This window comes from Kutzneria sp. 744, assembly GCF_000568255.1.
Classification (GTDB): Bacteria; Actinomycetota; Actinomycetes; order Mycobacteriales; family Pseudonocardiaceae; genus Kutzneria.
Genome location: NZ_KK037166.1, coordinates 2,644,125 through 2,653,114 on the forward strand (window position 1 = coordinate 2,644,125; position 8,990 = coordinate 2,653,114).

Annotated in this window: 8 protein-coding genes; 4 read left to right on the forward strand and 4 right to left on the reverse strand. The window is 68.6% G+C overall.

All coding sequences use genetic code 11. From position 1 onward, the window contains the following. Positions 1-244 precede the first annotated feature (244 nt). The 4 genes from KUTG_RS11815 to KUTG_RS11830 all read left to right on the forward strand — a co-directional run bounded on the left by KUTG_RS11815 (position 245) and on the right by KUTG_RS11830 (position 3,957). The gene (locus KUTG_RS11815; RefSeq protein WP_043716792.1) at positions 245-1,378 is read left to right on the forward strand and encodes a tyrosine-type recombinase/integrase; all 1,134 of its coding nucleotides are present in this window, start codon (positions 245-247) and stop codon (positions 1,376-1,378) included. Then, entirely contained in the window at positions 1,375-1,716 is a 342-nt protein-coding gene (locus tag KUTG_RS11820; protein ID WP_369794451.1) for a helix-turn-helix domain-containing protein, read from the forward strand. Before KUTG_RS11815 ends, KUTG_RS11820 begins: the two co-directional genes overlap by 4 nt. Then, positions 1,713-3,218, forward strand: a complete 1,506-nt coding sequence (locus tag KUTG_RS11825; RefSeq protein WP_052394356.1) for a hypothetical protein — start codon at positions 1,713-1,715, stop codon at positions 3,216-3,218. Before KUTG_RS11820 ends, KUTG_RS11825 begins: the two co-directional genes overlap by 4 nt. Positions 3,219-3,489: 271 nt before the next feature. Continuing rightward, complete coding sequence (locus KUTG_RS11830) at positions 3,490-3,957, forward strand: winged helix-turn-helix transcriptional regulator (RefSeq protein ID WP_043729046.1); 468 nt, start codon at positions 3,490-3,492, stop codon at positions 3,955-3,957. Between the two features lie 73 nt (positions 3,958-4,030). Here the strand turns inward: KUTG_RS11830 and KUTG_RS11835 are convergent, their stop codons facing one another. The 4 genes from KUTG_RS11835 to KUTG_RS63415 form a co-directional block, all read right to left on the reverse strand. Further along, positions 4,031-6,982 carry a BTAD domain-containing putative transcriptional regulator gene (locus KUTG_RS11835; RefSeq protein WP_157494473.1) on the reverse strand — a complete coding sequence of 984 codons (2,952 nt, stop codon included), beginning with the start codon at positions 6,980-6,982 and terminating at the stop codon, positions 4,031-4,033. A gap of 160 nt (positions 6,983-7,142) precedes the next feature. Further along, positions 7,143-7,571 carry a hypothetical protein gene (locus KUTG_RS11840; protein WP_043716794.1) on the reverse strand — a complete coding sequence of 143 codons (429 nt, stop codon included), beginning with the start codon at positions 7,569-7,571 and terminating at the stop codon, positions 7,143-7,145. A gap of 47 nt (positions 7,572-7,618) precedes the next feature. Beyond that, positions 7,619-8,008 carry a hypothetical protein gene (locus KUTG_RS11845; RefSeq protein WP_043716796.1) on the reverse strand — a complete coding sequence of 130 codons (390 nt, stop codon included), beginning with the start codon at positions 8,006-8,008 and terminating at the stop codon, positions 7,619-7,621. A 95-nt stretch (positions 8,009-8,103) separates the two neighbouring features. Next, positions 8,104-8,990: TadE/TadG family type IV pilus assembly protein (locus KUTG_RS63415; protein WP_232240764.1), on the reverse strand; the 887-nt coding region annotated here is incomplete at its 5' end.

An 8,990-nucleotide genomic window follows, 5' to 3' on the forward strand; every position in this document is an offset into this window, starting at 1 on the left:
AGTAGCAAGGATCGCATCAGATGCGATCCCGAGTCAGCTTGGAACCAGTCGGCGGTGCTGTTGCCGGAAGGTGGCTTCTACCTGTGTGGTAAGAGTCGTCTGACGGGCCGGTGGCGCTTGTGACGGCCCGGCTGGACCGAGGGCCTGATTGGCTACTTGTGTCGCCTTCTAGCTGCTGATTTGCGCGGTAGATCGCGTTCGATGCGAAGATGTCGCATCTGATGCGAGCGGTGGAAGGTGACTGGTGACCGAGGCAGAGCGGCCGACGGCGGGCGCGACAGCGCTGCAGCTGGTCGACGGCGTGGTGTTCCTGCGGCCGGAGGAACAGGTTTTCGAGGCGATGCTGACCGGTTGGGGGCGCCAGCAGGCGGCGCGGAACCTCGCTTCCTCGACTATCGCGAACCGGGACAAGAGAGTGCGTGGCTTCGTCGAGCACGTCAATGCCTTCCCCTGGCAGTGGAGTGCCGCGATGGTCGACGAATGGTGCGCCGACCTGCGCGGCATCAAAGGAGTGAGCCGCTCGAGCTTGCGGACCTACCAGCAGGCCCTGAGGCTGTTTTGTCACTACCTGACCGACCCCGTCTACGGATGGGCCGGCGAATGCGAGCGGCGCTTCGGCACACACCCGGTGCAGGTGTGCCACGAGTGGAACACCGCGGTGCACGTGCAGGACAACGAGTCCGAGCCGGCGAAACGGGCGTTCACCTTGGATGAGATCCAGGCGTTCTTCGACTACGCCGACGACGCGGTCCTGCGGGTGCGCGACGCCGGCCGCAAAGGATGGCTGGCGGCGTTCCGCGACGCCACCATGTTCAAGGTCGCCTATGCCTTTGGCCTGCGCCGCACCGAGACGCGGATGCTGGACACCGCCGACCTCGCGACCAACCCGCACGCCCGCGAGTTCGGCGAGTACGGCGTGCTGCACGTGCGGTTCGGCAAGGCCAAACCCGGCAGCCCGCCCAAGCGGCGCAGCGTGCTGACCGTGTGGGACTGGTCGGTGGACGTGCTGGAGGAGTGGATCACCGAGATCCGGCCGCGCATGGCCCATGCGTCCAGTCCCGCGTTGTGGCCCTCGGAGCAGTCCAAGCGCATCAGCGGCGCGGCGCTCAACGCTCGCTTCGCCACCTACCGCGACGCGCTGGGCCTGGAGCCCGGCCTGGACTTCCACTCGCTGCGCCGCTCGTATGTCACCCACCTGATCGAGGCCGGCTGGGACCCGTTCTTCGTCCAGCAGCAGGTCGGTCACGAACACTCGTCCACCACCTCCATCTACACCTGCGTCTCCTCGGACTTCCGCACCCGCACCCTGCGGCGCAGCCTGGATGACACCCTTGCCGCGGCACTGAAATCGCCCACCGACGGCGGGAGCGCACGATGAACGCGATGAAGCGGCGGGTCAGCTACGACTGGCGGCTGCGGGACCTGATGGCCGATCACGGCATGTTCTCCACCACTGAGCTCGTCCCGCTGCTGCGCGATCGCGGAGTCGAGTTGTCGGTCTCGCAGGTCCATCGCCTGGTCACCGGCACTCCGGAACGGCTGTCGCTCACGGTGCTGGCTGCCTTGTGTGACATCTTCGAGTGCAGCCCCGCCGAGCTGATCCGCACCGAGGCCGCCAACCTCACCCGCCGCACTGCCACCGGCACGGCCGGAACGGCCACACCGCCAGCTACGGGAGCGCTACGGCCCACGCGCGCTCGCATCCGTCCACAGTGACTCCGCGAACCCGAGCGCAGTGCGGCGACACGCCTCTCGCCGACAGCAAGTGCGTGCGCTGCGACCGCTACTCTCAGCCCGCTGTCCGTTGGGAGGGGCCGGTCTGCCGCCCCTGCATCAAACGCGCAACCCGCAACCGAGGCTGCTGCCCGCACTGCGGGAACCACCGGCTGCTGCCCGGCCGGGACGACACCGGCCACCCGATTTGCCGCGACTGCGCGGGCATCGCCCGCTCGTTCTTCTGCCGCCGCTGCCATCACGAGGGACTCCTGGTCAGTGACAAGCTCTGCGAACGCTGCACCCTCACCGACCGCCTCACCACGGTGCTCGACGACGGCACCGGCCAGCCCCGCGCGGAACTGCTGCCGCTGCTGGACAAGCTGCGCCTGACCGACACGCCACACAGCGGACTGACCTGGCTGGACAAACCCGGCACCGCCGACCTGCTCACCGCACTTGCTACCGGTGCCACCGCGATCAGCCACGACGCCCTGGCCGCCCATCCGGCCTGGCGCAAAGCCACCTATCTCCGTGAGTTGCTGATCGTCTGCGGCATCCTCCCGCCGATCGACAAACAGCTCATGCTCTTCCAACGCTGGCTCGACACCCAGCTCGACGCCGTCGCTGACGCCGAACACCGGGCTCTTCTGCAGCGCTTCGCCACCTGGAACGAACTGCGGCGCCTGCGTCACAAGGCCGAGCAGGCGCCGTTGAGCCCAGCGACCATCCGCGGCTCTCGCGAACGCGTCCGCCAAGCTGCCGCGCTGCTCAACTGGCTCGACATCAGCGGGCACACCCTCGCCACCTGCCCGCAGCCCGCGCTGGACACGTGGCTCGCGACCAACCCTCAGACCCGAAAGCCCGCCACCGCGTTCCTGCGCTGGGCCGGCCAAGCCACGCTCATGCCCCGCCGTCGCCTCACCAGGGCGCCACTGCCCGCCGCCACCATCCAGCCGCGCCGACAGCAGCACGAACTGATCAACGCTTTGGTCACCAGCGACGAGTGGCCACTGCGTGAACGTCTCATCGCGCTGCTGGTGCTGCTCTACGCCCAGCCGCTCAGCAGGATCACCCGCCTGCGACGCACCGACATCTCGATCATCGGCCCCGACGTCTTCATCCGGCTCGGCGACCCGCCCGCTCCGCTGCCGCCACCGCTGGACGACATGACCCGTCAACTCCTCGAGCACCGCAACACCTACCGAGGCCCCAACGCAAACACCGACTGGCTCTTCCCCGGAAAACGTCCCGAGCAGCCCATCAACTCCAAGACACTCAACAACCGCTTCTCCAAACTCGGGATACCGATCCAGCTGGGCCGAACCACCGGCTTGCGGGAACTGCTGCACACCACACCCAGCCCCGTGGTCGCCTCCATGCTCGGAATCCACCCCGGCACCACCGCACGAATAGCGGCCGAGGAAGGCATCACATGGAGCCGCTACGCCAGCCGTCGACCGACCCAAAACGGGCGTCACGACACGAGAATCCATGACAGTTGAAAACATGAGTTCACCAGTAATGGCCCGCCTCGCCGAGGTGATCTCCATCGTCGCTACGTGCTGTAGTTGCACCTCCCCGGCCGGGTGAACGCTGTATCTCGAGGCCGGATTGTGGAACCTGTCTCCAAGTGAGCGAGTCTCATGTGCAGTTCGGCGGCCGTAGACGGCGCCAGGAGCACCGCTGCTCCAGGCCCCGAACGGCCAGAGCGTGCACACCGTCGCCTGGCAACAGTGGTGGCGGACCGACGGCCACGAACGACGGGAGAGTGTGATGACTGTGGGGGACGCGAGGGTCCTGCGTGGCCTGTACGACCTGAAGTACCTGTTCGGGGACAAGTGGACTCTGGCCATACTGGTCGCGCTCGCGGAAGGTCCCTTGCGGCGCGTAGAGATACTTTCCACCATCAGCTCATATTCCATAGGGGAGGAATGGTCAGACAAACACGCTGTGCTGCACGATAGCATTCTGGCGCGCACGCTGAAAAAGATGACCGAAGAAGGCCTTGTTGTGCGAACGCGTTGCCCGGAGACTTTTCCGGTGAAAGTCATGTACTCGTTGAGGCCGGAAACGCTGGAGTTTCTGGCAATAGCCGAACGGGCGCTCGCCTGGGTCGACAAGCACGCCGACCTTGTCGCGCACGCCCAAACGGCCCGGCGCCACAACGGGGGCGACATCGGCACGCTGACCGGTATCGCGGAACTCTCCGGCAGTGACCACGGCGCCGACGAAGACGAATGACCTTCGCGCTGTTCTCGCCCCTGCCCCGTGTGGCCGAAAGAGTCGATAGCCTGCGCCACAACCCGAGTCTTGCTCACGCTGACCTGTGTCTGTTGCCGCGAGCGTCCACCGGCGCGTTGCCACCGCGGGCCTGGTCGTGCTGCCGGCACTGGTTGAACACCTCGATTGTCCGGGCGGTGGGTCGGTCGTCGATTTCGGCCAGCCGGGCTGTCAACAGCGTCATCGTTCTCACGACGGCGTCGTGCTGGCCGAGTTGGCCCTGTAGTTGCATGATGTCGCGGTAGAGGGCTTCGTTATGGGGGTCGAACGCGCGGGCGATCTCCAGCAGGTCCAGGGTCTGCTGTGGGCTGTCGGCGGCCAGGACGTGCGCCAGCTCGGCCACAGCGTCGATGGCGTCGCGGCGGATCGCCTCGCGGGCGGTCTCCAGCCATTCGGTGCTCATGCCGTCGGCCAGCGAGCCGCCGTAGCTGTCCACGATCGCCCGGTAAGCCTGCATCCGCTGTTGGTCGGTCGCGGCGGCCCGGCGCGCGGCAATGGCGGCGTCGAAGCGCCAGTAGTCGACGTCCACCAGCTCCGGGTCCAGCCGGTAGCGGTTCTCGCCGGCCACAACGATCTCCGTCAGCTCGCCGCCGGTGGCGGTGCTTATCGAGCGCCGAAGCCGCGACAAGGCGGTATTCAAGGCGTTGGTCGTGCGTTCCACGGGGGTGTCTGGCCACAACGCTGCCACCAGCGCCTCGCGGCTGGCGCCGTCTGGGTGCAGGGCCAGAAAAATCAGCAACTCACGGGTACGTGGTTGGAACGACCCGGTGACCTCCCGTACCTGGACAGCGTCGGCGCCGGCGCGCCAGAACACCCGTGGCGCGCCGAGCACCTCGATGTGCACCAGCGTCTCCTGCCGTGCGCCGAGGTCTTTGCCGTCGCCGGCCTCGTCGGTGTCTGGTGCCGTGGTAGTCCGTGCTGTGCCTGTGAAGGGCTGTCGAGAGGCTGGGCACGGGTGGGGTCTGATGGCGGGTGCTGATGCGGGAGGTTGGCTGATGGTCTCCGGCTCGGTGTCGTGGCTCGGCTGCCCGCTGCCGATCGCGCTCGTGTGCTCGGTGTCGACCGCTGTGGTCTGGAATGCGGATCGAGCGGTGGGCGGCGCAACGCGTGGCTGCGGCCTCGGCGCGGCGAGGGCCTCGTCTTCGACGGAGGCCTCGGGGTCAGCTTGGTGCAGCAGCTCCAGCAGAGCAGCGGTGTTGTCGGCGTCGACGCGGTACATGCGGGCGCCGCGGAGTTGCTCGCCCAGGCCGGGGCTGGTGGCGGAGACGGTGCCGTCGGCGCGGATGTAGGCGGTGACGCCGGGCTGCCACTGGCCCAGCAGCAGCCCGGTGATCCCGAACGGCGAGCCGTTGTCCAGGACTGCTTGCAGCCGTGGACGTTGGTGTTCGGGCACTGTGGCGGCCAGCACCAGCGTGGGCCATGACCGTGGCTTCTCCTCTGGTGTGGTGCCGGCGCGGACCAGGATCTCGGCTTCCAGGGCGTCCAACGCGCCGTCGAGGCTGTCGGCCACATGCAATGAGGTGGGCAACCTGGAGTTGGCCGCGGCGCGTCCCAGCAGCGGGACGAGGTCCTCGTCTGGAACGACGACCCTCGTCCGGGTCGCGCCCGTCTGAATGTGGTTGCTGATGCTCAGCGCGGTGACTAGCAGCGCGCGGGTTGCCGCTGGACTGCCGGCGCCTACCAACCCGAGGCCGCGAGCGGTCGCGAGGTTCAGCGCGATCTCCTGGTTGTCCCGTACTCCCAACCGTGCCGCCTGCGTGGCTTCCTGGTCATCGCTGTTCTCGGGTACTCCGATCACCCGCGCCGCAGGAACGACACCGTGCGGCGCCAACACGCCGTCGAGGTCGATCTCGTCGTCGTGCGCGGTGCGCAGGTGTGCCAACCGCAGTCGGTAGACAACCGGTGCGATCGGGAAGTCCTCGCGGTCGCCGCTGCCGGGCTGGTACCGGGCGTGGTGGCGCCGGCGCGCGACCAGCAGTGCTGCGCTGACCGCGGCGGTCAATCCGAGGCCGACGAACAGGTCTGGTCCCCATTGGACGCCCGGCTCCCGCGTCGAGGAGGGTGAGTCGGTGCTCGTCGTCGGCGCGTGCTGTGTTGTCGGCGCCGGAGTCGCCGCGGGTGAACTGGCTGGTGGCGGGGTCGTCGGCGCAGGTGCGGCACCCGGTGGAGCACTTGCGGACTCGGGAGCCGGTGGCGGCGTGTTTACCGGCGCCGTGCCGGGTGCAGTTGCGGCGATGATGGCGGGGAGGTCGAGTTCTTGACCGGGGTAGATCAGGCTGGGCCGGGTGAACGACCGGCCGCCAGGCTGCGGCTTTCCCTGGTTGGCGTGCCAGATTTCCGGCCATCGGTTGCCGTCGCCGAGGGTGCGCTGCGCGATCCGCCATAGCGAGTCGTGCACGCCGTTCTCCGGCGCCTGCACGATTATTGACATCGGGGTTGGTGCCGCTGGGGTGCTAACTGCGGTGGCCGTGGTCTTCGCGGTCGAAGTCGTGAACACCATCTGTCGCACGGTGACCGTGCCCGGCGACGGGGTGTTCGGCCAGGCCGGCGCGGTCGTGACGACTGTCGAGACGGTTCCCGACGCCGCTGACGACGGGCTGCTCGAGACAGGAGTGGGTCGGTTGGCCAACACCGAGAGCAGGACCGCGCCGACTAGCACGCCCGCGAGGGTGTGCATCGGGCCCGCCTCGGACAGATCTGGCCACCGCGCGTCGCGCACAACCTGTGCGGCGCAGCGCAGCACGTCGAGGGTGAACAAGAACCACACGAGCCAGCACGCGCACGCCAGGAAGTCCAGCAGGAACGTGGCACTCATCGGGGCAAGCAGGAAGCCCTGCAGCTCAGGCCCGGTCGGCACGTGGCGCGGCAGTGGCCATCCGACATAGTGGACCAGAGCCCATGGCAACCCGACAACGAGCGCGGCCAGCACGACGGCGGCGATCAGGCCCCGCACGAGCGTGCCGAACAGCCGGACGGCTCCGGCCACCCACCGCCAGGCGCGACGACCTACACCGGGTTGCCCTGCCGGGTGCTGGTGGGATCGACGTGTGGTTGCAGTCACGACTAGCTCAATTCCTTGGCAGTAAAGGACTACCGAACGTTGCCGCCGAGTGGCCGAGTGGACGCTGCCACCACGGTCGGCACCGTCACGCCACCTCCACGGGGACACGCGTGGGGTCCTCCGCGTTGCTGGTGCGGGCTTGTGGGGGTTCAGGCGGTGGGGATGTCGGGCTGGCCGTCGAGGCCCTCGCAGTGGACGGCCCTCGGTTCGCGTCGCCCTCCGTGCTCGCGGTGGGCCGTTTGCGCTTGCCGCGGTTGGGTTTGCGGGCCGTGAGCCACCGGGTGAGGTCCGAGGCCGCTACGTCGGTGAACCGTGCCAGTTCGTCGATGTCCATGACCTCGCTGGCTTCGGCGAGGACCTCGCCGAGTTGTCCTTCGACGTCGGACAACTCCTCGGCGATGACGGCCCGGCGCTGCGCGAGCGCGCCGACCTGTTGCGCCGCAGCAGCCCGTTTCGCGCTGCGCGCGGTGTCGGCCTGCTCGACACGACGTTCGATCTCGTCAGCGGTAGCCATCCTGTGGACCTTCCTGTGGGGTGCCGCTCTGGGCGGCGGCGGGCGGGTCATGGCTCGACGTTCACCACGCCGCGTTGTGGGTGGGCGCTGGCGTGGCCATGGACGGTCAGGCTGGAAATGCCGACCAGGCCCAACAGCTGGGTGTGCTCAACGGCGGCGACCGCGACGGTGACAGTGTCGCCAAACACCGTCACCGTGCCCGTCGCGCCGACACCGGCCAAGTAGCTCTGGGCGTCAGCGACAGCTTGCGCGGGCACGAGTTGGAGGGCGCCGGTGGCGCGGTAGGCGGTCAGATCGATGGCCTGGGCACCGGCGCGGGCAGCGGCCTGAGCCTGGCCGTCGGCCTGGACCTTCGCCGCGAGCGCGAGGCCGCCGTCGAGAGTGAGCCCGGCCAGGGCGAGGATGCCGATGGCAAGCACCACGACGAACGCGGTCACACGGCCCTCGTCGGCACCCCACCACGCCCGCCGTCGGGTCCACCACCGCCGGCTGCGCGTCCACCAGGCCGAGCTGGCGTGACGGCCTCGGCCAGTCACGATCCGCCCACGATGTTGACCACGACCGATCGCCAGGTGTCGATCGGCTCGACGGCGGTGGCAGCAAGCAATTTCTGACCCGGCACACCGAGGATCAAGGCGTCGCCGAAGCTCACGATGCACGACACCGTGACCGACACCATGCCGCCCGGCCGCATTCCGCCGGTGGCGGTGTTCACGGCCAGCGACTGGCAGGTCACGCCGGCCGAGGACAGCGCGCTGGTCGCGGTGGACTGCGCCGCCGCGATCGCGGTCGGCGAGGTCCGTTGGATGCTCGCGGCGCGGGCGGCCTCGTGCGCGGCGTCGTCCAGCCGCAGCCGGGCGTCGACACCGCGGTGGATCACCACAGCGATGAACACCAGCAGCATGATCAGGAACGGGGCCACCAGCGTGACCTCCGCCGCCACCGAGCCCCGATCCGCACGCCACCACGCCGCCCACCATCGCCAACCGCGCCGCTGGTGTCCCGGTGGCGATGTCAGGCCTCGTCGTGGGCAGGTGGCTTGCGCCGCTGTCGGTGATGTTCTCCTTGCCACCAAGGGAATCACCCGTTCCCAGCTAGGTTGGGGACGAACCTCTCGACCGGGCCAGAAAACCTCGGCGTGCACCGGCAGGCGCAGGAACAGCACGACCGAGGTCGCGGTGCCCGAGACCCGCACCGACGCCGCCGTCGTGCTTCGGTCGGCGTTCACGCTGGCGCCGGTCAGTGGCCCAGAAGCGAGTTGGTCGAGCATTTGCCGCGCGCTGGCGTTGCCCGCGGCCGCGGTCCCGTCCTGGGCTCGCGCGGCGGCGAGCCCTTGGGAGGCGGCGGCTTGCGCGATGTGGGTGGCGTGCGACCACAGCGCGAACTGGACGTTCCCCAGCAGCATGAACAACAACAGCG

Excerpts from the sequence above, each read along its gene's own strand:
- KUTG_RS11820 (WP_369794451.1), top strand. The coding sequence starts at position 1,375 with ATGAACGCGATGAAGCGGCGGGTCAGCTACGACTGGCGGCTGCGGGAC.
- KUTG_RS11830 (WP_043729046.1), top strand. The coding sequence starts at position 3,490 with ATGACTGTGGGGGACGCGAGGGTCCTGCGTGGCCTGTACGACCTGAAG.
- KUTG_RS11840 (WP_043716794.1), bottom strand. The coding sequence starts at position 7,571 with ATGGCTACCGCTGACGAGATCGAACGTCGTGTCGAGCAGGCCGACACC.